17 protein-coding genes and 1 pseudogene are annotated in these 23,629 nt (G+C 69.7%); 10 read left to right on the forward strand and 8 right to left on the reverse strand.

The features are described 5' to 3' along the window. Positions 1-75: 75 nt before the first annotated feature. Positions 76-3,018, reverse strand: coding sequence for an excinuclease ABC subunit UvrA (gene uvrA, locus ACLB9X_RS00730; RefSeq protein ID WP_410358192.1), 2,943 nt, complete (start codon positions 3,016-3,018; stop codon positions 76-78). A gap of 196 nt (positions 3,019-3,214) precedes the next feature. Here uvrA and ACLB9X_RS00735 point away from each other — a divergent pair, with 196 nt between their 5' ends. The 3 genes from ACLB9X_RS00735 to ACLB9X_RS00745 all read left to right on the forward strand — a co-directional run bounded on the left by ACLB9X_RS00735 (position 3,215) and on the right by ACLB9X_RS00745 (position 5,057). Continuing rightward, the gene (locus tag ACLB9X_RS00735; protein WP_410358193.1) at positions 3,215-3,898 is read left to right on the forward strand and encodes a maleylpyruvate isomerase family mycothiol-dependent enzyme; all 684 of its coding nucleotides are present in this window, start codon (positions 3,215-3,217) and stop codon (positions 3,896-3,898) included. Between the two features lie 10 nt (positions 3,899-3,908). Further along, positions 3,909-4,562, forward strand: a complete 654-nt coding sequence (locus ACLB9X_RS00740) for an MBL fold metallo-hydrolase (protein WP_410358194.1) — start codon at positions 3,909-3,911, stop codon at positions 4,560-4,562. Between the two features lie 363 nt (positions 4,563-4,925). Next, on the forward strand, positions 4,926-5,057 hold the full coding sequence (locus ACLB9X_RS00745) for a hypothetical protein (RefSeq protein WP_410358195.1): 132 nt from the start codon (positions 4,926-4,928) through the stop codon (positions 5,055-5,057). Between the two features lie 617 nt (positions 5,058-5,674). On the opposite strand, the gene ACLB9X_RS00750 is transcribed toward ACLB9X_RS00745, so the two are convergent. Continuing rightward, positions 5,675-6,385 (reverse strand): PspA/IM30 family protein, encoded by a 711-nt coding sequence (locus ACLB9X_RS00750; RefSeq protein WP_410358196.1) that lies wholly within the window; start codon positions 6,383-6,385, stop codon positions 5,675-5,677. 44 nt (positions 6,386-6,429) lie between these two features. Beyond that, positions 6,430-8,424: a TPM domain-containing protein gene (locus ACLB9X_RS00755; protein WP_410358197.1), complete on the reverse strand. Its 1,995-nt coding sequence runs from the start codon at positions 8,422-8,424 to the stop codon at positions 6,430-6,432. A gap of 619 nt (positions 8,425-9,043) precedes the next feature. Between ACLB9X_RS00755 and ACLB9X_RS00760 the strand changes: the two genes are divergently transcribed. From ACLB9X_RS00760 to ACLB9X_RS00775, 4 genes and pseudogenes are all read left to right on the forward strand, one after another. After that, positions 9,044-9,319: a WGxxGxxG family protein gene (locus tag ACLB9X_RS00760; RefSeq protein ID WP_218513040.1), complete on the forward strand. Its 276-nt coding sequence runs from the start codon at positions 9,044-9,046 to the stop codon at positions 9,317-9,319. Positions 9,320-9,331: 12 nt separating this feature from the next. Beyond that, entirely contained in the window at positions 9,332-9,607 is a 276-nt protein-coding gene (locus ACLB9X_RS00765) for a hypothetical protein (protein WP_410358198.1), read from the forward strand. Positions 9,608-10,393: 786 nt separating this feature from the next. Next, positions 10,394-11,539: a YihY/virulence factor BrkB family protein gene (locus ACLB9X_RS00770; RefSeq protein WP_410358199.1), complete on the forward strand. Its 1,146-nt coding sequence runs from the start codon at positions 10,394-10,396 to the stop codon at positions 11,537-11,539. Between the two features lie 1,237 nt (positions 11,540-12,776). Beyond that, a pseudogene (locus ACLB9X_RS00775) lies at positions 12,777-12,974 on the forward strand (MBL fold metallo-hydrolase); the annotation flags it as partial. Between the two features lie 71 nt (positions 12,975-13,045). Here ACLB9X_RS00775 and ACLB9X_RS00780 read toward each other — a convergent pair. The 5 genes from ACLB9X_RS00780 to ACLB9X_RS00800 all read right to left on the reverse strand — a co-directional run bounded on the left by ACLB9X_RS00780 (position 13,046) and on the right by ACLB9X_RS00800 (position 20,266). Continuing rightward, on the reverse strand, positions 13,046-14,035 hold the full coding sequence (locus ACLB9X_RS00780) for a TerC/Alx family metal homeostasis membrane protein (protein ID WP_410358200.1): 990 nt from the start codon (positions 14,033-14,035) through the stop codon (positions 13,046-13,048). Positions 14,036-14,264: 229 nt separating this feature from the next. After that, a complete protein-coding gene (locus tag ACLB9X_RS00785) occupies positions 14,265-16,229 on the reverse strand; it encodes a TerD family protein (RefSeq protein ID WP_410358201.1) in 1,965 nt (654 codons plus the stop codon). A 179-nt stretch (positions 16,230-16,408) separates the two neighbouring features. Continuing rightward, positions 16,409-16,987, reverse strand: coding sequence for a TerD family protein (locus ACLB9X_RS00790; protein WP_124277026.1), 579 nt, complete (start codon positions 16,985-16,987; stop codon positions 16,409-16,411). 133 nt (positions 16,988-17,120) lie between these two features. Beyond that, positions 17,121-19,241 (reverse strand): excinuclease ABC subunit UvrB, encoded by a 2,121-nt coding sequence (gene uvrB, locus ACLB9X_RS00795; protein WP_410358202.1) that lies wholly within the window; start codon positions 19,239-19,241, stop codon positions 17,121-17,123. A 146-nt stretch (positions 19,242-19,387) separates the two neighbouring features. Next, entirely contained in the window at positions 19,388-20,266 is an 879-nt protein-coding gene (locus tag ACLB9X_RS00800) for an MHYT domain-containing protein (RefSeq protein ID WP_410358203.1), read from the reverse strand. Between the two features lie 282 nt (positions 20,267-20,548). On the opposite strand from ACLB9X_RS00800, the gene ACLB9X_RS00805 reads away from it, so the two are divergent. The 3 genes from ACLB9X_RS00805 (at position 20,549) to ACLB9X_RS00815 (ending at position 23,561) form a co-directional block, all read left to right on the forward strand. After that, positions 20,549-21,469: a glycerophosphodiester phosphodiesterase gene (locus ACLB9X_RS00805; protein WP_410358204.1), complete on the forward strand. Its 921-nt coding sequence runs from the start codon at positions 20,549-20,551 to the stop codon at positions 21,467-21,469. A gap of 47 nt (positions 21,470-21,516) precedes the next feature. Then, a complete protein-coding gene (locus tag ACLB9X_RS00810; RefSeq protein ID WP_410358205.1) occupies positions 21,517-22,062 on the forward strand; it encodes a methylated-DNA--[protein]-cysteine S-methyltransferase in 546 nt (181 codons plus the stop codon). Between the two features lie 224 nt (positions 22,063-22,286). Beyond that, complete coding sequence (locus ACLB9X_RS00815; protein ID WP_410358206.1) at positions 22,287-23,561, forward strand: MFS transporter; 1,275 nt, start codon at positions 22,287-22,289, stop codon at positions 23,559-23,561. The last annotated feature ends 68 nt before the right edge of the window (positions 23,562-23,629 follow it).

A 23,629-nucleotide genomic window follows, 5' to 3' on the forward strand; every position in this document is an offset into this window, starting at 1 on the left:
GCGTCGACCCCGACCTGGCGGTCAATAGCCGGGCCGGGGCCGGGCCAGGCCCCGACCCCGGCCAGCACGCCCCCGTCAGGCGCGACGCCCCCGCGCCGACGCCGTCGTCTTCTTCGCCGCCACCTTCCGCGCGGGCTTCCGCGCCCCCGGCACCGACACGGCGTCGCTGATGCGCTCCGCGTCCAGAATGTCCCGAAGGAACTTGCCGGTGTGGCTCGCCGGGACGCCCGCGACCTGCTCCGGGGTGCCCTCGGCGATGACGAGTCCGCCGCCGCTGCCGCCCTCGGGTCCCATGTCGACGACCCAGTCCGCCACCTTGATCACGTCGAGGTTGTGCTCGATGACGATCACCGAGTTGCCCTTGTCGACGAGGTCGGACAGCACCTTGATCAGCTTGCTGATGTCCTCGAAGTGCAGACCGGTCGTCGGCTCGTCCAGCACGTAGACCGTGCGCCCCGTCGAACGCTTCTGGAGCTCCGAGGCCAGCTTCACGCGCTGTGCCTCACCACCCGAGAGCGTCGGCGCGGACTGGCCGAGCCGGACGTATCCGAGGCCGACCTCGTTGAGCGTGCGCAGGTGGCGGGAGATCGTCGGGACGGCCTCGAAGAAGTGCAGGGCCTCCTCGATCGGCATGTCCAGCACCTCGGCGATGGACTTGCCCTTGTAGTGGACCTCCAGCGTCTCGCGGTTGTAGCGCGCCCCGTGGCAGACCTCGCACGGGACGTACACGTCCGGCAGGAAGTTCATCTCGATCTTGATCGTGCCGTCGCCGGAGCAGTTCTCGCAGCGGCCGCCCTTGACGTTGAAGGAGAAGCGGCCGGGCAGGTAGCCCCGGACCTTCGCCTCCATCGTCTCGGCGAAGAGCTTGCGGACGTGGTCGAAGACGCCGGTGTACGTCGCCGGGTTCGACCGCGGCGTGCGGCCGATCGGCGACTGGTCCACGTGCACCACCTTGTCGACGAGGTCGTCGCCGTCGACGCGGGTGTGCCGTCCGGGCACCGACTTGGCGCCGTTCAGCTCGCGGGCCAGGTGGGTGTAGAGGATGTCGTTGACCAGGGTCGACTTTCCGGAGCCGGAGACACCGGTGACCGCGGTGAGCACGCCGAGCGGGAAGGACACGTCGATGTCCCGCAGGTTGTTCTCGCGGGCGCCGTGCACCGTGAGCCGGCGCGTCGGGTCCACCGGGCGGCGCAGCTCGGGCGTCGGGATGGACCGCTTGCCGGAGAGGTACTGCCCGGTCATGGACTCCCTGTTGCCCAGCAGCTCCCGCAACGGGCCGGAGTGGACGACCTTGCCGCCGTGCTCACCCGCGCCGGGGCCGATGTCGACGACCCAGTCCGCGACCTTGATCGTGTCCTCGTCGTGCTCGACGACGATGAGCGTGTTGCCCATGTCACGCAGGCGCACCAGCGTCTCGATGAGCCGGTGGTTGTCCCGCTGGTGGAGGCCGATGGACGGCTCGTCCAGCACGTACAGCACGCCGACCAGGCCGGAGCCGATCTGGGTGGCGAGCCGGATACGCTGCGCCTCGCCGCCGGAGAGCGTGCCGGCCGCACGGTTGAGCGAGAGGTAGTCGAGGCCGACGTCGACGAGGAAGCGGAGCCGCTCGTTGACCTCCTTGAGGACGCGCTCGGCGATCTTCTTGTCGCGGGCGCTGAGCGTGAGGCGGCCGAGGAATTCGGCGCACTCGCTGATCGACATCGCGGAGACCTCGGCGATGGACTTCTCCATCACGGTGACCGCGAGGACGATCGGCTTGAGGCGGGTGCCCTCGCAGGTCGGGCACGGGACCTCGCGCATATACCCCTCGAAGCGCTCCCTGCTGGAATCGCTCTCGGCCTCGGAGTGCCGCCGCTTCACGAACTGGACGGCGCCCTCGAAGGCGGGCGTCGTGTACGCGCGCTCCCGGCCGTACCTGTTGCGGTAGCGGACCTCGACCTGGGTCTTGTGGCCGAAGAGCAGGGCCTTTTTGGCACGCTGCGGCAGCCCGGCCCAGGGCATGTCGGTGGCGAAGCCGAGCGCCTGGGCGAGCCCGCCGATCAGGCGTCCGAAGTACTCCTTGGTGTGGCCGTGCGACCAGGGGTGGATCGCGCCGTCGTCGAGGGACCTCTGCTCGTCGGGCACGATCAGCTCGGGGTCGACCTCCATGCGCGTGCCGATGCCGGTGCAGTCGGGGCAGGCGCCGAACGGCGAGTTGAACGAGAAGGAGCGGGGCTCGAGCTCTTCGAAGGACAGGTCGTCGTAGGGGCAGTACAGGTGCTCCGAGTACATCCGCTCGCGCTCGGGGTCGTCCTCGGGGAGGTCGACGAAGTCGAGCACGACCATGCCGCCGGAGAGGCCGAGCGCGGTCTCGACGGAGTCGGTCAGCCGGCGCTTGGCGCTGTCCTTGACGGTGAGGCGGTCCACGACCACCTCGATGGTGTGCTTCTCCTGCTTCTTCAGCGTGGGCGGCTCGGCGAGCTGGATCGTCGTGCCGTCGACCCTGGCACGGCTGTAGCCCTTGGTCTGGAGGTCGGAGAAGAGATCGACGAACTCACCCTTGCGCTCGCGCACCAGCGGCGAGAGCACCTGGAAGCGGCTGCCCTCCGGCAGCTCCAGGACCTTGTCGACGATGGCCTGCGGCGACTGGCGCGAGATGGGACGGCCGCACTCGGGGCAATGCGGCTTGCCGATACGGGCGAACAGCAGGCGGAGATAGTCGTAGACCTCGGTGATGGTGCCGACCGTGGAGCGCGGGTTGCGCGAGGTCGACTTCTGGTCGATCGAGACGGCGGGCGACAGGCCCTCGATGAAGTCGACGTCCGGCTTGTCCATCTGGCCGAGGAACTGCCGGGCGTACGAGGAGAGTGACTCGACGTAGCGGCGCTGCCCCTCGGCGAAGATCGTGTCGAACGCGAGGGACGACTTGCCCGACCCCGAGAGCCCGGTGAAGACGATGAGGGAGTCGCGCGGCAGGTCGAGCGAGACGTTCTTCAGATTGTGCTCGCGCGCGCCACGGACGATGAGACGGTCGGCCACGCCGGTCCGCACCTTTCTTGAGAGAAGCGGGGGCACGGCCCCCGTCCCAGACTGTGCCAAGCCTAGGGGGGCCGCCAGATGGATGAATGCCTGACTTTCAAGGATGCCTCCACTGAGCGTATAGCACGCGCATTCGATTTACGGACGCCTGCCGATTCCTTCACCCGAACGAGTGCCGAGGGCTAGGGTCTGGCTCGTGATCGATCCTCTGAGCGACCTGCGCTCCCTACGCGAAGCGACCGACCGGCTCCTCACCGCCGTCTCCGGACTGGACAACGCCGCCCCGGCACGGCCGTCACGGCTGCCGGGCTGGACCATCGGCCACGTACTGGCCCACATCTCCCGTAACGCCGACGCGCTCGTGAATGTTCTCGAGGGCCGCCCCATGTACGTCAGTGGCGAGGCGCGCGAGGCCGACATCGAGCGCGACGCGCCCCGGCCCCTCGCGGAGCAGCTCGACGACCTGCGGGCGGCCGCGGCACGTTTCCAGGACGCCGGCGCCGTGCCCGCGGACTGGGACCGCACTGTTGAACTGCGCAACGGCGTCACCGACCGGGCGGCACGCGTACCCTTCCGCCGCCTGATCGAGGTGGAGCTGCACCACGTCGACCTCGGCATCGGCTATGAACTGGAGGACCTACCGAAGGAGTTCACCCAGCGGGAGACCGACTTCCTCGCCCAGCGCTTCCGCGGCGCGGCGAACGTCCCGCCGACGCGGATCCTGGCCGCCGGAGGCGAGTGGCGCACGGGTGGCGACGAAGGGCCCGAGGTGACGGTGTCCGGGTCACCAGCGGACGTGCTGGGCTGGCTCGCGGGACGGCGGGACGGCGCGGCGCTGGAGGTGGCGGGAGGACCGCTGCCGACGCTGCCCCCGCTATAGGCTGAGATCTATGACGTACAGCGGAGCGGTGAAGGTCGGCGGGCCTGCGGACGTGCACGAACTGACCGATCTGATGATCTCCAAGGTCGCGGTCGGCCCGATGGACAACAACGCCTATCTGCTGCGCTGCCGGGCCACCGGCGAGCAGCTGCTGATCGACGCCGCCGCCGAGCCGCAGACCCTGCTGCGGCTCATCGGGGACGACTCGATCGCGTCGGTCGTCACCACGCACCGCCACGGCGACCACTGGCAGGCGCTCGGCGAGGTGGTCGCGGCGACGGGCGCCCGGACGTACGCGGGTCGCCACGACGCCGAGGGGATTCCCGTCCCCACCGATGTACCGGTGGACGACGGGGACACGATCCGGGTGGGCCGCGTCGAGCTGACCGCCCGTCATCTCGTCGGCCATACCCCGGGATCGATCGTGCTGGTCTACGACGACCCGCACGGGCATCCCCAAGTGTTCACCGGGGACTGCCTCTTCCCGGGCGGCCCTGGCCGGACAACACGTCCGGAAGAGTTCAACTCCCTAATGGACGGCCTGGAGACCAAGGTATTCGACGTCTTGCCCGATGAGACCTGGGTCTACCCCGGCCACGGCAACGACACCAGCCTCGGCACGGAGCGGCCCCACCTCGCGGAGTGGCGCGCACGAGGCTGGTAACCGTCCAACGACGACCGCCCCCGTTGCGCAACCAAAGCGGGGGCGGTCACGCGTTCACCGCAGCACCAGCGAAGCCCCAGGAGGCGTCTACCATCTGCGAGACCTGCCCCTCCCCCGGACGCAAGCGCGTCGTGTGGGATGGGACGGTCACAACGGCTGGCTCAAGCTCTGCGTGAAGACCTGTCGTGATGCCTGCTACTACGGTGCCCCAGCATCTGCGTGACGATCAGGCCGTCCTGGACCTCGTCCAGCAGCACGAGGGACGCCGCTGACGCAATGCGCCACAACGAAGGGGCCGGCCCGGCGGACGGACTCCGCCGAGCCCGGGATGCGGCAGCCGCGGTGAGCGTCGAAAGTGGCCACATGGCGATCGTCGTGCTGCGCGAGCTGCGCGAGGAACTGTCCGAGGACTTCGGCCCGGGCGATCCGGTCTCATGGATCGAGGCGATACACGCGGCACCAGCCGAACCGGAGGACCCCCGGCGACGTGGATGACCGGACGTTCTGCGGCAAGCCGACAGAGCACATGGAACGGGTGAACTACCAGCCTCAGGGACCGGGGGCGCCGTGGCTGCCACCCAACATGAGGCCATGGGAGTGCTCCGGCTGTGCCGATGCGCTCCGGTCGCTGTAGAACCCGGCAATTAGCGCCGGGGCCTGCTCCGGCCTTGGGACCATCTGCGGATGGCGGTAGTACTGATGCCGCTTCTGCTCTCTCGCCAACGACCGATCGACCAGCGCCTTCTCGATGGTGCCGCCGGTGTGCCGGCGACCTGGTCCAGCAGGGCGATGCCCGCAGCGTTGTCGTGTTCGCCCAGCACGCGGCGATGATCAGGCCGAACACCTCGTCCACGGCGAGGCCCCCACTTGCGGCCACCCCTTCGCCGGGTCAAGGCCGGTTGTGGAGGCGGGGACCTCGGCGGCTACGTGGACACTCTGTGTGTCCAGCACCACCATGGTGGGCCGGGGCGCGGGTCCCCTGATCGGCGGCGGGCCCTCTCACGGACCTGGCAGCGCATCGGTTCGTGGACCCAACCGCCGTGAAGGCAGCGGACCTCGTCCGCCGCGACTTCACCGCTGGCTCCCAGGTGGCGAGTGGTGACTGCTGGCGGTTATGCGGCTTTCAGTGCAGCCAGCCGCGTTTCGATCTCGGTCGCGTCGCCGAGTCCTTCGAGCTGCTCGAACTGCGTGTCCAGGGAGGAGGCGGCGAGTTCTTCCTTGCCCATGGCCCGGGCCTCTTCGCGGCGCACCTTGTCCTCGAACCGGCTGAGTTCGCTTGTCGGGTCGAGTATGTCGATGCTTTTGACGGCGTCCAGCATACGGTTTTGCGCCTCGGCGGACTTCGCCCGTGCCACGAGTTGGTCGCGCTTGCTGTGCAGTTCGCCGAGTTTGAGCTGCATCTGGTCGAGGCCGGTCTTGAGTTTGTGCACGACGGCCGTGTTGGAGGCGATGGTCGGCTCGGCTGCCGTGGCCTCCCTTTCGGACTGCAGCTGCCTGCTCAGGGCGACCTTGGCCAAGGTGTCGAACCTGTCCGCGTCCACGGGGTCGCCCGCAGCGCGGAGTTCGTCTGCCTTCTTGCTGGCTGCGAGTGCCTTGCGGCCCCACTCGGTGGCGGCTTCCTTGTCCTCCTTGTAATCCTGTTCCATCAGGCGCAGGTTGCCGATGGTGGTGGCCACCGCCTGCTCCGCTTCCCTGATGTTGTTGGTGTAGTCGCGGATCAGCTGGTCCAGCATCAGCTGAGGATCTTCCGCCTGGTCGATCAGGGCGTTGATGTTGGCCCGGGCGAGCTGGGCGACCCGTCCCAGGATGGTCTGCTTGGTCATAACACCTCTCCTTTGCGCATCTGGGTGAGGGAGAATTGGTGGTGTCAGAAACGGCCGCCGCCCATACGGGCGCGTGTTCCGCCGCCTCCGAAACTGACTGGCCCGGCGCTGTAGCCACCGCCGAAGCCGCCGAGCAGGATCCCGCCGAGCATGGCGCCCGCCAGGCCGCTGCCGCCGCTTCCGACCGCGTACACACCGGGCTCGATGGCGACGCCGAAATCCTGTACGTCCTCTTGGGCCAGGAGCAGCGCATCCTGCGCCAGCGCGTCGGCCTGCTGCGCCTCTGTCAGGGCATTGTGCGCATCCGCCCCGGCACCCCGGCCGGAGAAGGCCTCGGCCCGCTGCAGCCTGCGCTGTGCTTCCGCGAGCCGCGTGCGGGCCTCGCTGCCGACGGCTCCCCTGTTCGTGATGATGTAGTCAACGGCCTCACCGACGCTGGACTGCGCACTGAACACCGTCCGCTCAAGCAGCGCCCGAGCGCGCCGTGTGCCCTGCTCGTTCTCCTGCGCCCCCATGAGGGCCTCGTCAAGCCCGGCATCGGCCTCCTCCACCCGGCGCAGCGCGTCGATGGGGTCGTACCGGCCACTGTCCATGGCCCTGCGTACCTCGGTCGCCACGGTCTCGGCGCGCGCGATCCGCCCCTGCAGGGCGGCGGTCGGCAGCTCTTTGGCTCCCTGCAGCAGGCCACGCGCCTCCGCCAGATCCGCGTCCGTCTCGGTCAATGCGCCTGGCAGCGCGCCGGCCGCGTCCGCAAGTTCCTGTGCCCGCCGGTCGACGGCTTCGATCAACTGGTTGGCCTGCGCCACGGCCGCCTCTGCGGCTCGCACCTGGATCGCGGCCGAGCCGTTGTCGTTGCCTTCCACGGCCTGCCGCGCCTGTTGCAGGCTGTTCTGCGCGAACTGCAGTCGGCTGCCCGCCTGCTCTACGTCAGTGCCTACCGGTTCGGTGGCTGAGGAGGCGTACTGCTCGCGCATGGCGGCCAGGGTGTCCTGCGCGAGCACCACTCGGCTGCTCGCGGTGTCGAAAGCCGCCTGAGCCGCAGCCAGGGCTTGAGGAGCGTTGCGTTCGAAGCCACGCAACTGGTCGAAGTCCTCGGCCTTCTCGTCCAAAACGCGATTGGCCTGCGCGCACCGAGCAAGAATTTCCTGGACCATCTGCAGGCGGGTCGAATCGTCCTCGGGGTAGGCGTCATCGAGTTGCTGCCGCAGCCGGAACGCCGCGGTCAGCTCCCGCTTCGCCGCCTCCACCGCTTCGGTGAACGGCTGAGTCGCCTCCTCTCCGAACTGCGCCGCGGCGAAGCCCAGTTCCTCCTGGCTGGTGCGCACCGCGTCGTCGGTTCGCACCAGAGCCTGGCGCGCCTGTGCGTCGAGATCCGCCAGCGACTCCGGGGACGGCCCGCCCCACGTCTCTTCGCCGCCTCGCGGCCCGGCGACCCTGCGCGACCTACGTCTGATCAAGGCGAACGCGACCAGCGCCACGGGAACGAGCACCAAAAGCAGAAGGAGCCAGTTGCCTGTGCCGACGCCTACCTGCTCGCCCTGACCCGGGTCCGCCCTTCCAGGCGTCACGTCCAGCGTGGGCGCGGGCTGACCTGAGAGCACCGCGTCGTATCCCCGGGCTGCGCCGATCGCCGCTCCCGCCCAGTCGTTCTGCCGCAGCGCCGGCGCGACGGCTGTTGCGTCGACCTCAGTCAGGTCCTGCCGTGTCAGCGGCGAGCCGGCGTCCACGTAGTAGGAGTACTGCCGGTCGCTGGTGGCGACGGCGAGCAACGCGTCGTCGGCGCCGAACCCGTTCCTTACGGCTGTCGCGTTCGCCCACTGCTGTGGGGAACGGCCGGAGAAATCGCTCACGTACACCACGAACAGCTGGAGTTGGTGTTCGTCGGCCAGCCGGGCCAGCGCCCGGGCGACTTCAGGTTCCCGGTTGCCGAGTGCCCCGACCCGGTCCGTGATCTGTCCTTCCCGTGACAGGTCGATCGGGGCGTCGGCCAAGGCGGCGTTCGCAGAGGTCAGGATCAGGCCCGCAGTCGTCAGCAGCATAGCCATAAGGCATCGCATAAATGTACGCATCACGATATTCGATGCTATGCACCCGCGGGCCCTTCGGCGACCGGACGGTTGCGAATGCATTCGCCGGGCCGCCACGGCCGGCCGGGAATCCTGACGACTGCGCACCCCAGGTGAGAAGGAGCCGACACTGCCCGTCGATCCCCTCCCCTTCCACTCCGGCCTGCTCATCGCCGCCCCCTTTCGCGCTGGCGCTGTAACGGCCGCGTACCCACCCCGTACGTGCTGATTCATCCTGAAAAGTCACTTATCTTCTATTCATCCGCGGCCTGCACAGGAGGGGCGCACGGGCTCCCACTCCATGAGTGTTCTGCCGCTCGAGCGGGATTGCGGATGGGTGCACGCCCGCCGGGAAGATTGCAGGGCAGGAGGCGAGCCCCCTGCCAGGGCGTGAGTGGAGATGCTCGCGGCCAACAAGCACCACGCAGCAAAGGCGAGATGCCAACTCAAGGAGCTAGCCCCGGCAGTTGAACGAGAAACAGACTAAGCATGCATACCTACTGGAAGTATGTACTACTTGAGATATTGGGACATGCAGGAGATGTCCGGCGACTGTTGGGTTACCGGGGGGCCGGAATGAAGAGGAGACACCATGCGTAGAACCGCCAGCACGGTACTCATTGCCCTTCTGCTCGCTCTCGCGCCGGCAGGGACGGCGTTCAGCCAGGACACTGCCGAGCAGGCGATGCCGCCGGCCGCCACCGCGACGGTTCAGGCCCAGGACAACCAGAACGAGGACGACGACAACGCGGGCCTGTGGGGCCTCTTCGGCCTCCTCGGCCTGGCCGGTCTCATCCCGTGGCGCAAGAAGCGCGAGCACGACCGCCAGGGCTACCGGGAGTCCAACACCCGTTCCACCGGCATGTAGGCGGAGGGCACCATGATGGTCAAGGCGATGCACGAGATGGGCGTCCGCAGCGAGCACGCCTACACGGCTGCCTTCGCCTCCATCGGCCTGACGGTCGCCGCGTGGGCAGTCTCTCTCGCAGCGGAACCGGGAACCGGGCTCGCACGCGCCGACCGGTGGGGCATTTTCGTGGGCGAGTGGGCTCCAACCTTCTTCGGCCTCGGTCTCGCCCTGTCCCACTACGAACAGCAAGACGGCACGCTCACCGCCAGCACCCACGAACTCAGGCAGCACCAGCAGGCAAGCTGAAACCGAGCAGCCTCGCCGCGATGCGGCGGGGCTCGCCCTCACCACGGGCACCGCCACAACCGCCAACACTTCCCTGAGTAAGCGGACAGCGACCGGGCCGCAGAGGTCTGCGTAAAGAGGCTTGCAAGCTGGGTACGGGTAGATGACTTGCGTACCGCTCTGGCACGACCGGCAGCAAGAACATCGTGCCTGAACGTTGACGCACACCGCCCCAGCAGCCTGCCCGCCACCTAGTCACCGTCCTACGACCAGGTACGGGGAGGAAGGGGTGAGCAGGCATCAGCGGAAACACCTGCCCGCCGGTGAGCAAGCGCCTTCCGGGGACAGCAGGCCTTGCCGGGCCGTAGCCACTGGCCACGCATGACAGCGCACGTGTCACACACAGCGCCGCCCCGTCCGCCAGCCCGCCGTATCGCCACGTCGATCGGAGGCTCACGACACACACGCCGCAGCACGAAGCCACCGTCGCCTGGGAGGCTCACCAGCTGACACGCCGCCGCCTCTACTTGTACGCCCTGTCGTTGCACCTCTCGGGTGCGGAGGCCTGTATTACCGGTGAGGTCCGCAAAGAACGCATCGAGGCCGACGAAGCCGGGAAGCGCGGCAAGCGGCTGACCCCCCGCGCCCCAGGCGCCAGGGACGGGAGAACGACGGCTCTCACCCGGGCGCGTGCACCCCACCGACCCTTCGTCCGACGCGTTCCGGGAGGTGCCATCCAGCTGGTTCCGCCACCTGCCGTCTGCGGGGATCCGGCCCGCGTACCTGTGCGTATGGAGCTGTCATCACATGAAACCGCGACGAAGGCACGGCGCCGCTCATCGTGGCCGAAGGTTGGCTCGGCCGTTGCATTACAGACGAGAAGACCACCGGGATCAGCAAAGCCATACGTCAGGAGCGGCCGCCGGCTCCCCCACCAATTTCCCCGAGACCGGTGGCCAGGACGAGCAGCAGTACGGCCCCGGTGAGCAGGTGGAGGCAGCGGCGCCGGACTGGCCGACCGAACTGCCCAAGCAGTCCTGGCCCAAGGTACTCCAGGGCACGCTGCGGGAGTTCAAGGACGACGAGCTGGCTGACCGCGCCGCGGCCATGACGTACTACGGGATACTGTCGCTGTTCCCGGCACTTCTCGTGCTGGTCTCCCTGCTGGGCCTCGCCGACCAGTCGGCCACCGACACGGTGCTGGAAAACCTCAGGCAGCTCACTCCCGGCATGGCCCGGGACATCATCACCCGCGCCGTGGAGCAGCTCCAAAACAACCCTGATGTCGGTTCGGTCATGGCCATCATCGGCATTGCGCTGGCGGTGTGGTCGGCCTCCGGTTATGTAGCGGCGTTCATCCGCACCTCCAACGCTGTCTACGACATGCCCGAAGGCCGCTCGGTATGGAAGATCCTCCTTCTGCGTATCGCGCTGACGGTCATGCTGATGGTCACGGCGGTGCTCAGCACGCTGATCGTCGTTTTTACCGGCGGTCTGGCCCGCCTGGCCGGGCAAGCGCTCGGTTTCGGGGACACGGCACTGTCGGTGTGGTCGATCGCCAAGTGGCCCGCCCTGGTCATCCTGGTCATGCTCATGATCGCCGTCCTGTACTGGGCGAGCCCGAACGCCGACGTGAAGGGATTCAGGTGGATCACCCCTGGCAGTTTCCTGGCCCTGGTGCTCTGGATGACCGCTTCCGCTGGATTCGCTTTGTACGTCGCACACTTCGCGTCCTACAACAGAACCTACGGCACCATGGCCGGCGTCATCGTGTTCCTGATCTGGCTGTGGATCACCAACCTTGCGATCCTGCTGGGCCTAGAGTTCGACGCCGAAGCGCTACGCCAGCGGGCAGTCGCCGGCGGCTACCCGCCCGACGCCGAGCCCTACACCCAGCCCCGCGACACCGAAAAGTGGGACACCGAAGACCGGCGCCGCATGGACGAGAGCTGACTGCACACCGCGCCCTGCCACACCCCTCGGAATGACCGTTGACCCACCGGGATCCCGCAAGCCGTGAACGTGGTGGCAAGGCTTCGGGCGCTCAAGCGGATAGAGGCGCACGATGATGCGACTCCCCCACACATGTCCTGCAGGACATCGTGAGCAGTTACACCGACGTTTAGAACGTTGTCCGCTTCGAGAAGTCCCGAATCTGGTTTGAAGGTGACCAAGGTGCCGCCGAAGGACCCCGGCCGGAACCCGGCTGGGCGCGCAGAACAACCCGACACCGGGCTCCGCGCACAGCGACGTCAGGAGCAAGCCGAAGCCGTGCAGGCCGGTACGACTACGTGAGGCCCGCCGTGGCGTTGTCCTCCCATCCGTCGACGCGCTGGAAGTAGCCGTTCATGGAGCGGGAGTGCCGGGCCCATCCGCCCTGGTCGGCGATCGCCACGGCGTCCTCTTTTGCGGCGGGCGGTCGTGGCCAGGCCGATTCGGAGGCTGTGGCCTGTCCAGGCGAGCGGGACCCCGGCGCGGGCGCTGATCCGCTTGGTGGCCCGGGTGACGCAGTCGGGGACCATGCCGCCGGTGACGTTGCCATGCCGGTCGACGCCCACGAATGCGGGCGCTGTCGGCTCCGACCAGCGCGGCGGGGCCTCGGCGGTGAGGCGGGTCCTGTACGCCGTCCACGCCTCCACCGGGCAAACTCCGGGTCATCCTGATACTTGATCTTCGCGTCACGGACGCTGTGCTTGGTCTACCGGTGAGCACCGACACGACCAGGCCGCGCGGCGTCAGGGCGACGTCCCCGAAGAGAAGGCCGGCGGGGTCCTGCGCACGCGAGGCGTAGTGGAAGCCGGTCAGGATGAGCACCTTTTCCCGGGCCACGGCGAGGGTGTCGGGGCAGGGGTGCACCACCCGGTACAGGTCGGGGACCTCAGCCGCGGCCGCCTGGCCTCGGCCGCGCCGCTCGCCCTCCTGCAGCAGCCGCACGGTTAGGCCGTCCAGCGCCTTGCGGGCGGCCGCCTGGTCGTCTCGGGACACGGCGCACCCGCGCCGGCGCAGACCGATGACGACACCGGCAAGAATCGTGCTGGCCGACGAGGCGGCGTAGCCCTTCCCGTTCTGCTGGCCCTCCCGGAGCATCCACGTCACGAACGCGACCAGGAGGCCGCGGGTGCCCTCGGTGAGCGGGAGGCCCTGGGCGGTGACCCGCCACGACTTCACGTATGTGTCCCGGGTGTTCTCCGGGGTGATTTCCTTCCCGGGCGGTGTGGGCAACACCCATGACGATCCGAAGGCGTTCGCCGATCTGCTGAACGGCGTCGAGGAGAAGCTCTTCGGCCGGCTCCCGGACGAGACGTGGGTCTACCCGGGCCACGGCAAGGACACGACGCTGGGCGACGAGCGGCCGAAGCTGCCGGAGTGGCGCGAACGCGGCTGGTAGCCCCAGGGCGACAGACACGAGGCCGGCCCGGAGCGTTCTCCGGGCCGGCCGTCGGTCTTCGTCCCAGGGCGTCAGACCTCGACGCCGGTCTTCTCGCCCGCCTCGGCCGCTTCCCGCTCGGCCTGCTTCTTTGAGGCGATCAGGCTGGTGATCGTCGTGACGACCAGCACGCCGCAGATGACGGACAGCGAGAACGGGATCGAGATCTCGGGCACGTGCACCCCACTTTCGTGCAGTGCATGCAACACCAGCTTGACGCCGATGAAGCCGAGGATCACCGACAGGCCGTAGCTGAGGTGGACCAGCTTCTTCAGCAGTCCGCCGATGAGGAAGTACAGCTGGCGCAGACCCATCAGCGCGAACGCATTGGCCGTGAACACGATGTACGGGTCCTGGGTCAGACCGAAGATCGCGGGGATGGAGTCCAGCGCGAAGAGCACATCGGTGGTGCCGATGGCCAGCATGACCACCATCAGCGGGGTCAGAACGCGCTTGCCGTTGTTCCGGATGAAGAGCTTCGTGCCGTGGTACTTGTCGGCGACGCCGAACTTCTTCTCGATGGACTTGAGGAGCCTGTTCTCCTCGAACTCCTCCTCTTCCTCGTCTGAGCGCGCCTCCTGGATGAGCTTCCAGGCGGTGTAGATGAGGAAGGCGCCGAAGATGTAGAACACCCACGAGAAGCTGGCGATGATGGCGGCGCCGGCGGCGATGAAGATCGCCCGCAGCACGAGGGCTATCAGCACACCGATCAGCAGCACCCGCTGCTGGAGGTGGGAGGGCACCGAGAACTTCGCCATGATCAGGACGAAGACGAAGAGGTTGTCGACGCTCAGCGACTTCTCGGTGATGAAGCCCGCGAAGAACTCTCCGGACGCCTGGCTCTCGCCGAACGCGAGCAGGCCGAAGCCGAAGAGCGCGGCCAGCACGATCCAGACGACGGTCCAGATGCCTGCTTCTTTGATCGACACGTCATGGGGCTTCCGCCCGATGAAGAAGTCGACCGCGATGAGGGCGCTGAGACCGAGAATGGTCAGCACCCAAAGGGTCAGGGAAACGTCCACTGTGCCTCCGGCTTCGTACGGCTACTGATCAGCGTCGTCGCTGCCGGAGGTCTCCTCCACCCCGCGCGGCGTCATGCCGCACCTCGGGCCGGCGCCCCGGGACCTTCTCTGTCGGTCCGTACTGACGGGCACGCCGCGAGTCGGGAGTACTCCCCTCCGCCCAAGGAACAGTACAGGAAAGACCAAGTAAAGGTAAAGGGGAGGGTAAAGCGGATACCAAGTGACCAGGTCAACGGCCCCATGAGCGGCGGGCGTCGGCCACTTGGTCCAGCACCTGACGCAGCACGGCACTGCCCGAGGGCACGGTCAGCGGCTCGTACGTCCACGCGTGCCGCACCCACGGGTCGGCGAGGTGGTCGTCGGGCACGGGCGTGATCCGAAGGAGCGAGCGCCACAGCGGGTCCAGCAGGGGGCCGTAGGCGGAGGCGTCCTCGCGGTCGGCGACCATCAGCACGTGGACGCCGACGGCGGGCCCCTCGTCCGCGAGGTATCGCAACTGTGTGACAGCCCGGTCGTCGAAGCCGTGCGGGAAGTCGTTGACGATCAGGAGCTGCTCGGCCCGGTCGAGGTCCGGCGGCAGGGAGTCGGCCGCGTCGCCGCGCAGGGCCATCGTCACCAGGTCGACCCGCTGGGTCAGCCGGGCGAGGACAGAACTCACGCCCTGGGCACCGGCCGCCGGCGGCCCGGCGAGCACGCCCGAGCCGGCCAGCGGGGCCAGGGACTCGGCCGCCGACCCCGCCGGGTCGATCACATGTACCGCGAACTCACCGGGCGGATACACCGCGAGAAGACGAGCCGCGAGGGCGACCGCCGTGTCGGCGGCCTGCCGGCGCAGTACACCCTCGTCCAGCGCCATGGCCGCGTCCGAGCTCGACCGTCCGCTGTCCACCCACAATCCACGCTCCAGCGGCAGTCGTACGAGCAGCGGAAGGCGCAGCTCGGGGCTCTCGGGCAGGTGAATGTCCCCGATGCGCAGCGCCATGGGGATCTCCATCGGGACGCGGTAGGCGTGCCAGACCGGGTTGTCCCAGCGCGCGAACGCCGGCGGCAGCGCGGGCTCGACGACGTCCGCCTCGGCGGTGAGCTGGGCCAGGTCGCGGTCGAGGACCTGCCGGGCCTGGTCGGTCAGCTGCTCGTACTTGGCGCGGGCCGCGGCCCGTGCCGCGTCCCCGCCACTGCCTATGCGGCTGCGCGGGTCGGACAGGACCTCGTCGAGCTCCTTCTCCATGCGGTTCTCGGCGAACTCGACCGCGCTGCGGTATGCGGCGACAGTCCGGGCCAGGTCCTCGAACATGCCCCAGATCTGGTTGTAGAGGCGCTCCTCCATCGACCAGCCGGTGGCGTCGCCCGCGACGGGCGCGGAGGGACGGCCGGGCTCGCCCGGCGGTGCGGCCGGGGGCGGCGGCGGGGCCGCCGACCGGCGCCGGGGGTGCGTGTAGTCGACCGGGCCGCTGGGGACCTGGGGTCCGTCCGGCCCCGCGGTCTGCTGCGGGCCGGCGGAGGCCGCGGCGGCCTGGGCGGCGGGCACGGACAGCCCGTCGGAGAGCGAACGGCCGCCGGACCGCGCCGCGTCGGGGGCGGAGGACTGGTCGGACGCGGCCGACCCCGCGTCGGCGCCCGTGACCAGCCGCGCCGGTGCGGTACGGGGGGCCAGGGGCGCGACGGTCGCGTGGATTTCCGCGGCGACCTCCCGGGCGCGGGCGAGGCCCTGATCGGCCAGGAGATCCGCGAGTCCGCCCTCGTAGCCCTGGCCCACCGCGCGGATCTTCCAGGCGCCCTGGCGCCGGTAGAACTCGACCGCGACGAGCGCGGTCTCGGTGTCGAGGCCGGTGACCGTGAAGCTGGCGATCTCGACGCCGTCCTCTCCGACGACGGCGAGGAAGGGCGCCGCGGTGGCGCCGAAGCGGTCGGGACCGCCCTGGCCGGTGAGCGCGAGGAGCACGCTTATCTGCTGTGCCGCCTCGGGCACGGCGTCCAGCTGGAGTGTGAACCGGGGCGTCCGGTCGGCCTGTGCCGGCACCTCGATGCCGGGCAGTGTGCGGGCGCCGGGATGGGCGACCCACTCCTCGCGTCCGGTGCCGCGGTCGTCGACATAGCTGGCGCAGGCCAGGACCGGATGACCGGCCGACACCCGTACGTCCAGGCGGGTGTGCGGCAGGGGGTGGTTCTGCCCCCGGACCAGCTCGGCCGTCATCGCTCTGTCCCCTCGGTGCTCTGCGGTACGCGTGTGGTGTGCGCGTCGGATGTGGTGTGGCGGCGCCCGCGGGCGGGCGGCCGGCGGTTCGCGCCGTGTGGTGAAGCGGTGCAGCTCCCGGCGGCTGTGCCTCCGGGAGCTGCGGGTCCGTCGATGCGGTCCGTGCCTGCGGTGAACGCCTACAGGTGCGGCAGGATCGCCGGCATCAGGTCCTGGAACGTACGGCCGTTGGCCGGGTTGCCCAGGGCGGTCATCTGCCAGCCGCCGCCGGCGCGGTGCACCTTGGCCATGATCTGCGCCGTGTACTGGCCGCCGCCGTCGAGCGTGTAGCGGGCGAGCTCCTGGCCGTTGGTCTCGTCGACGATGCGGCAGAAGGCGTTCTGCACCTCCTGGAACGTCTGGCCGGTGAAGGAGTTCACCGTGAAGACGATCTGGTCGATGTGGACCGGCACCCGCTGCAGGTCGACGAGGATCGCCTCGTCGTCGCCGCCGGAACCGGCGCCGCCCACCAGGTTGTCACCGGTGTGCTTGACCGAGCCGTCGTCGCTGACGAGGTGGCGGAAGAAGACCACGTCCACCGGCTGCTTGTCGGCGAACAGCACGGCCGACGCGTCGAGGTCGATCTCGCGGGTGCGCGAGCCGAACAGACCGCGGCGCGGGGCCGCCTGCCAGCCGAGCCCCATCCGCACAGCCGTGAGGGTGCCCCCGTCGCTCTTCTGCAGGCTGATGGCCTGGCCCTTGGTCATGTTGACCGTCACGCGCTGTCCCCTTCTTGAGAATTGCCACCGCCCAAATGTGCGGTGACCTGCACCCTACGCAGTCGGCACGGCGGAGCAGGACCGTCCGCCCGATTTTGTGTCGGTCTTGCAACACAGCGTCCGCTGCGCGCCCTCAGGCCAGGCCCGCCTCCTTCATCTGGCGGAGCTCCTTCTTCAACTCGCTCACCTCGTCGCGCAGTCGCGCGGCCACCTCGAACTGCAGCTCCGCCGCCGCGGCGCGCATCCGGTCGGTCATCTCCTCGATGATTCCGGCCAGTTCGGCGGCGGGGCGGTCGCTGACCACCTCGCCCTTCCTGGCGCCCGAGGTGCCGACCGCGGGCACGGGGACCTTGGCGGCCTTGCCCGCCTTGTCGGCCTTCGCCTGCCGGTAGCCGGTGCCGAGCAGTTCCTCGGTGTCGACCTCCTCGCGCGCGATCGTCGCGACGATGTCGTTGATCTTCTTGCGGAGCGGCTGGGGGTCGATGCCGTTCTCCGTGTTGTACGCGATCTGCTTCTCGCGGCGGCGGTTGGTCTCCTCGATGGCCTTCTCCATCGCGGGCGTGATCTTGTCCGCGTACATGTGGACCTGGCCGGAGACGTTGCGCGCCGCGCGGCCGATGGTCTGGATGAGGGAGGTGCCGGAGCGCAGGAAGCCCTCCTTGTCGGCGTCCAGAATGGCCACCAGCGAGACCTCGGGGAGGTCGAGGCCCTCGCGCAGGAGGTTGATGCCGACCAGGACGTCGTACTCGCCGGCGCGCAGTTCGCGCAACAGCTCGACGCGGCGCAGGGTGTCGACGTCGCTGTGGAGGTAGCGGACCTGGATGCCCAGCTCGAGGAAGTAGTCGGTGAGGTCCTCGGCCATCTTCTTGGTGAGGGTGGTGACGAGGACCCTCTCGTCCTTCTCCGTGCGCAGCCGGATCTCGTGGACCAGGTCGTCGATCTGGCCCTCCGTCGGCTTGACGACGACCTCGGGGTCGACGAGGCCCGTGGGGCGGATGATCTGCTCCACGAAGCCGTCGCCGCGCGACAGCTCGTAGGTGCCGGGGGTGGCGGACAGGTAGACGGTCTGGCCGATCCGCTCCTGGAACTCCTCCCACTTCAACGGGCGGTTGTCGAGCGCGGACGGCAGCCGGAAGCCGTGGTCGACGAGCGTGCGCTTGCGGGAGGCGTCGCCCTCGTACATCGCGCCGATCTGCGGGACCGTCACATGGGACTCGTCGATGACGAGCAGGAAGTCCTCGGGGAAGTAGTCGAGGAGGGTGTTGGGCGGGGAGCCGGGCTCGCGGTCGTCGAAGTGCATCGAGTAGTTCTCGATGCCGGAGCAGGAGCCGATCTGGCGCATCATCTCGATGTCGTACGTGGTGCGCATGCGCAGCCGCTGGGACTCCAGCAGCTTGCCCTGCTTGTCGAGCTCCGCGAGGCGCTGCTCCAGCTCGGCCTCGATGCCGTTGACCGCCTTCTCCATGCGCTCGGGACCGGCCACGTAGTGGCTGGCGGGGAAGACGTACAGCGACTGGTCCTCGGTGAGGATCTCGCCGGTGAGCGGGTGGAGCGTGGACAGGGCCTCGATCTCGTCGCCGAACATCTCGATGCGGACAGCGAGCTCCTCGTAGACCGGGAAGATCTCGATGGTGTCGCCGCGGACCCGGAAGGTGCCGCGCTGGAACGCCATGTCGTTGCGCGTGTACTGGATGTCGACGAAGCGGCGCAGCAGCTGGTCGCGGTCGATCTCGTCGCCGACCCTGAGCTGGACCATGCGGTCCACGTACTCCTGCGGGGTGCCGAGGCCGTAGATGCAGGAGACGGAGGCGACCACGACGACGTCCCGGCGGGTCAGCAGCGAATTCGTCGCGGAGTGGCGCAGGCGCTCCACCTCCTCGTTGATCGAGGAGTCCTTCTCGATGTAGGTGTCCGACTGGGGGACGTACGCCTCGGGCTGGTAGTAGTCGTAGTACGAGACGAAGTACTCCACCGCGTTGTTCGGGAGGAGCTCGCGGAATTCGTTCGCCAGCTGGGCGGCCAGGGTCTTGTTCGGCGCCATCACCAGAGTGGGGCGCTGAAGCCGCTCGATCATCCACGCGGTGGTCGCCGACTTGCCGGTGCCGGTCGCGCCGAGCAGGACGACGTCCTTCTCGCCCGCGCGGATACGCCGCTCGAGGTCGGCAATGGCTGTCGGCTGGTCGCCGCTGGGCTGGTAGGGGCTGACGACCTCGAAGGGCGCCACCGTACGTTCGATCTGGGAAACGGGCCGCATGGAATCCACCGTACGACCCGCCACTGACAGCCGGGGGTGAACCGCTGCGGAGGCCGGCTCCCAGCAGGGTCTCGGTCACCGCTCAGAGCCGCTCCGACCAGCAGCTTTCCCCGCGGCCCCGCGCCTGCCGCTCCCGCGCTCCGCACTCAGCGGCTGTCGTGCTCCGCGAAGCGCCTGCTGCGGCGGCGGTCGGCGGCCCAGGTGGCGGGCCGACGCTCCGCCGGCGCCCAGACGCGGGCCGGGACGCCCGGGCGGTGTGCCTCGTCGCGCAGGTGCCGGCCGTGTTCCGGCTCGCCCAGCACGAGAAGCGGGTCGAACATCACCACGACGGCCGCGAGCAGCAGGAAGACCGCGGGCCCCACGAGGACGGGTGCGAGCACGCCGACCGGGGACTCGCCGGTGGCGGTCAGGTCGATCGTCGGGTGCAGATGGACGCTGACCGCCGCCATGCCTACGTAGTGCATTCCGCTCACGGCGATGCCCATCACGAGGGCGGCGCCCAGACTGGCGAGAAAGCCGTGCACGGACACCGCCGCCCACAGCGCCGCGGTCGCCGCGACGACGGCGATCACCACGGAGAGCGCGACGGTGAAGGTGTCGTACACCAGGACGCCCTGCAGTCGCATTCCGGCCATGCCGAGGTAGTGCATGGAGGCGATACCGAGTCCGGTCAGCGTTCCGCCGGTGACCAGTGCCCTCACGGTCGCGCCGCGGTAGCCGACGATGAAGATCCCGATGCCGACCATGACGACGGCCACGGCGAGGCTCGCGAAGGTGGTCGCCCTGTCGTAGCCGATCGGGGCCTCCTCGACGGTGAACCCCATCATCGCGATGAAGTGCATCGTCCAGATCCCCGAGCCGATGGCCGTGGCGCCGAGCGCGAGCCACCCCGCCTTGAAACCCCGGCCGTGGCGTACGGACCGCGTGGTGCAGCGCAGGCCCAGGGCGCCGCCCAGGCAGGCCATGAGATAGGCCGCCACCGGAGTGACGAGGCCATAGCCGAAACCGTCCACCGTGCCCTGCATCCCTGCGCCCTTCGCCCCGTGTTATCCCCTGCCCGGTGCCCCGGCCGCTCCGCGATCCCCGCGACCCCACGCGCTTCCGGGAGCGAACCTCCGATTGTGGGCGAGAGTACGGCCAGGGGAACACGATGCAAACGCCGGGGCAGCGATTTGTCGGCATGCGAGACACGGGCGGCTCCCTGTGCGCGGGATCCCTTCACGTTGTGGCCATACTTCGCCTGTCCCGCGTTGGCCGACAACTGTCACTCTCGGCCCGTCCGTGATCCGACGACGTGAGGAAGTACCGTGCACGCACGCCCCGTCGCAGCCCTCGCCGCCACTGCCCTCGGAACGGCCGTGTTCCTCGCACCCGGCTCGGCCTCCGGCACCCCGGAAGCCGCCGCACGGCACGCCGAACCGCTCGTGATCGCCCACCGGGGCGCCTCCGCCTACGCGCCCGAGAACACCCTCGCGGCGGTCGACCTCGCGGACCGGATGGGCTTCGTCTGGGTCGAGAACGACGTCCAGCGCACCAAGGACGGCGAGCTCGTCGTCGTCCACGACGACTCCCTCGCCCGGACCACCGACGTGGAGCAGGTCTTCCCCGACCGCGCGCCCTGGAAGGTCAAGGACTTCACGGCCGCCGAGATCGCCCGCCTCGACGCGGGCAGCTGGCGCGGCTCCGAGTGGGCGGGCGCGCGCGTGCCCACGCTCAAGCAGTACCTGAACCGCGTCGACGCGAACAACCAGAAGCTGCTGCTGGAGATCAAGAAGCCCGAGCTGTACCCCGGCATCGAACAGGACACGCTGCGGGTGCTCGGCGAGGAGGGCTGGCTGGACCGCCGGCACGTGGCGGGCCGGCTCGTCATCCAGAGCTTCGGCGCGGACAGTGTGAAGGCCGTGCACCGGCAGCGGCCGGACCTCACCACCGGCTTCCTCGGCACGCCGGCGGTCGCCGATCTTCCCGCGTACGCGGCGTTCACCGACCAGATCAACCCCTCGCACACCTCGCTCACCGCCGAGTACGTGGCCGCCGTGCGCGCCCCGCACGGGGGGGCCCGCCCTTCAGGGCGCGCACGGCGGGCCCTGAAGGGCGCGCACGGCAAGCCGCTGCGGGTCAACACCTGGACGGTGAACGACGCGGCGGGCGCCGCGCGCGTGGACGCCTTCGGGGTCGACGGGATCATCACCAACAACCCGGACGTCGTGCGGGACGCGGTGAGCTGACGCCCGCTCCCGGACGGAGTGTCAGTGCCCGGTCGTACGGTGTTCCCATGAACACCACCGGCAGGAACACCCTCGAGTGGAGCGTCGTCGCCACGGACATCGGGCCGCTGCTGCTCGCCGCGACCGGCGACGGCCTGGTGAGCGTGGTGTTCCACGCGCGGCCCGCGACACGGGACCGGGCGCTGAAGCAGCTGGCGGACCGGCTCGGCGCGCTGCCCGCCGAGACGGCGGCCGGGCGCCTCGCCGAGCCGATACGCCAGCTCCACGCGTACTTCGAGGGCACGCTCCGGGATTTCGACCTCCCGCTGGACTGGTCGCTGTCGGCGGGTTTCAACCGCCAGGTGCTGCGAGAGCTGCCGGCCGCCGCGCTGTACGGGACGGTCGTCGGCTACGGCGATCTCGCGGCACGCGTCGGCCAGCCGGGCGCGGCCCAGGCGGTCGGCGCGGCCATGGGCTCCAATCCACTGCCCGTCGTCGTGCCCTGTCATCGAGTGGTGGAGACGGGCGGCGGGCTGGGCGGCTTCGGCGGTGGCCTGGAGACGAAGCGCAGGCTGCTGGCGCTGGAAGGCGTGCTGCCGGAGCCATTGTTCTGACCGGCTGCGGCACGCGGCGGTCGCCGACGGGACGGTGGTCGGGATCCGGTCGCCGGCCTGGCCGTTCACCAGGCCACGCCGGACAGCGCTCGGGACCGTCGGGCACGGGCGCCGGTGCGCCTGGGCAGGCGTCGTCCCGCATGGTTCGGCATGGGCGCGCCAGCACCCCGGCAGAGACCACGGGCACGGTTTCGCACCGGCACGGTCGCTGGCACACTGCGTCAGTGACCACCAGCCCTGACGCTCCTGACATATCAGAGACCACGGTGATCGGGACCGCCGAACTCCCGGCACTGCGGCGCCGTATCAACGCCGTGCTGATCGCCAGCCAGATACTGGGCGGCCTGGGAGTCGCGACCGGAATCGCCCTCGCCGCGATCCTGGCGCAGGAGGTCAGCGGTACGGAAGCCCTGTCCGGCCTCGCCCCTACCGCGACCGTGGCCGGGACCGCGCTGCTCTCGGTGCCGCTGGCCGCCCTGATGACCACCCGGGGGCGGCGGCCCGGTCTGGTCCTCGCGTACGTCATCGGGGCGCTGGGCGCGGGTGTGGTCGTGCTGGCGGCCGTCGTCGGCAGCTTTCCGCTGCTGCTGCTCGGCATGGCGGGGTTCGGCGCGGCCTCCTCGGCCAACCTCCAGGCCCGGTTCGCCGCCGCGGACCTGGCCGAGCCGGAGCGGCGGGGGCGGGCGATCTCCACGGTGGTGTGGGCGACGACGATCGGGGCGGTGCTGGGGCCGAACATCGCCTCGCCCGCCGGGCACAGCGTGTCCGGCATCGGCGTACCGGCGGCCGCCGGCCCGTTCCTGTGGGCGGCGGGCGTCTTCCTGGTCTCGGCGGTCCTGGTCCTGGTCCTGCTGCGCCCGGACCCGCTGCTGACGGCCCGCGCGCTGTCGCCCGCCGACCGCTCTCCCGAGGGGCGTTCGCTGCGTGCCGGAGTGCGGGCCGTACGGGACTCCCCCATGGCGCAGCTGGCACTGGTCACGGTCGCGGTGTCGCACACGGCGATGGTGTCGATCATGTCGATGACGCCGGTCGCGCTGAGCCACCACGGTGCGGGGATCCAGCTGATCGGGGTGGTCATCAGCGGGCACATCGCGGGCATGTACGCGTTCTCGCCGCTGATGGGCTGGCTGGCGGACCGCATCGGGCGGCTGGCCGTGATCGGACTGGCGGCCGGCCTGCTCAGCACGGCGGCGCTGCTGGCGGGTACGGCGGGGCCGAGCCACGGCCGGACGGCGCTCGGCCTGTTCCTGCTGGGCCTCGGCTGGTCGGCGGGCCTGGTCGCGGGCTCCACGCTGCTGACGGACTCCGTGCCGCAGCCCGCGCGGGCGGCGGTCCAGGGCCTGTCGGACCTCACGATGAACACGGCGGCCGGTCTGGGCGGAGCGGCCGCGGGACTCGTGGTGGCGCAGGCGGGGTATGGCTGGCTGAACGCGATCGGGGCGGCGCTGCTCCTGCCGATGGCCGCCCTGGCGGTACGGCGGGCGACGACACGGGCGTGAGTGAGGCCGGGCACCCGTGCGCCCCTCGGCCGACGTTTGGGCGGCCCGCCGCCGTGCCAGGGATGGGG

The organism is Streptomyces sp. 5K101 (assembly GCF_046506645.1).
GTDB lineage: Bacteria > Actinomycetota > Actinomycetes > Streptomycetales > Streptomycetaceae > Streptomyces.

What these genes read in the sequence shown, in the direction of transcription:
- ACLB9X_RS00785 (WP_410358201.1), bottom strand. Translation starts at nt 16,229, where the DNA reads ATGACGGCCGAGCTGGTCCGGGGGCAGAACCACCCCCTGCCGCACACC.
- ACLB9X_RS00745 (WP_410358195.1), top strand. Translation starts at nt 4,926, where the DNA reads ATGGCGATCGTCGTGCTGCGCGAGCTGCGCGAGGAACTGTCCGAGGAC.
- ACLB9X_RS00755 (WP_410358197.1), bottom strand. Translation starts at nt 8,424, where the DNA reads ATGCTGCTGACGACTGCGGGCCTGATCCTGACCTCTGCGAACGCCGCC.
- ACLB9X_RS00740 (WP_410358194.1), top strand. Translation starts at nt 3,909, where the DNA reads ATGACGTACAGCGGAGCGGTGAAGGTCGGCGGGCCTGCGGACGTGCAC.
- ACLB9X_RS00750 (WP_410358196.1), bottom strand. Translation starts at nt 6,385, where the DNA reads ATGACCAAGCAGACCATCCTGGGACGGGTCGCCCAGCTCGCCCGGGCC.
- ACLB9X_RS00800 (WP_410358203.1), bottom strand. Translation starts at nt 20,266, where the DNA reads ATGCAGGGCACGGTGGACGGTTTCGGCTATGGCCTCGTCACTCCGGTG.
- ACLB9X_RS00760 (WP_218513040.1), top strand. Translation starts at nt 9,044, where the DNA reads ATGCGTAGAACCGCCAGCACGGTACTCATTGCCCTTCTGCTCGCTCTC.
- ACLB9X_RS00765 (WP_410358198.1), top strand. Translation starts at nt 9,332, where the DNA reads ATGATGGTCAAGGCGATGCACGAGATGGGCGTCCGCAGCGAGCACGCC.
- uvrB (WP_410358202.1), bottom strand. Translation starts at nt 19,241, where the DNA reads ATGCGGCCCGTTTCCCAGATCGAACGTACGGTGGCGCCCTTCGAGGTC.
- ACLB9X_RS00770 (WP_410358199.1), top strand. Translation starts at nt 10,394, where the DNA reads ATGAAACCGCGACGAAGGCACGGCGCCGCTCATCGTGGCCGAAGGTTG.
- ACLB9X_RS00810 (WP_410358205.1), top strand. Translation starts at nt 21,517, where the DNA reads ATGAACACCACCGGCAGGAACACCCTCGAGTGGAGCGTCGTCGCCACG.